This window comes from Staphylococcus sp. 231237_7MaSpsaltlick (genome assembly GCF_043107035.1).
Map to the genome: position 1 here is coordinate 1 of NZ_JBICNX010000456.1, position 383 is coordinate 383.

The window sequence follows — 383 nt, forward strand, 5'->3', positions numbered from 1 at the left end:
CAGTTTCAAAGGCATAGTCTACACCACCAGGGACATATTCGTTTAATACTTCTACCCCCTCCTCAGAGGAAGAGTTGAACACTTGAGTGGCTCCTAATTCTTTAGCTAAGGTAAATTTATCCTCATTAATGTCTAATGCAATAATTTCACTCGCTCCGGCTAATTTCGCACCTAATATGGCACTTAATCCGACTCCTCCAAGACCGATTACTGCAACTGTGCTACCTGGTCTCACTTGAGCAGTATTAATAACCGCTCCAATCCCCGTAATAATAGCACACCCAAAGATAGCTACTTTTTCAAATGAAATATCTTTATCTACTTTAACAATTGAATTGGTCGACACTACTGCATATTCCGAAAATCCAGCAACACCTAATAAA

Annotated in this window: 1 protein-coding gene; it reads right to left on the reverse strand. The window is 39.7% G+C overall.

Features of this window, described 5'->3' with window-relative positions; all coding sequences use genetic code 11:
- On the reverse strand, positions 1-383 hold a 383-nt coding region (locus ACF91D_RS32330; protein ID WP_392438800.1), incomplete at both ends, for a zinc-binding dehydrogenase.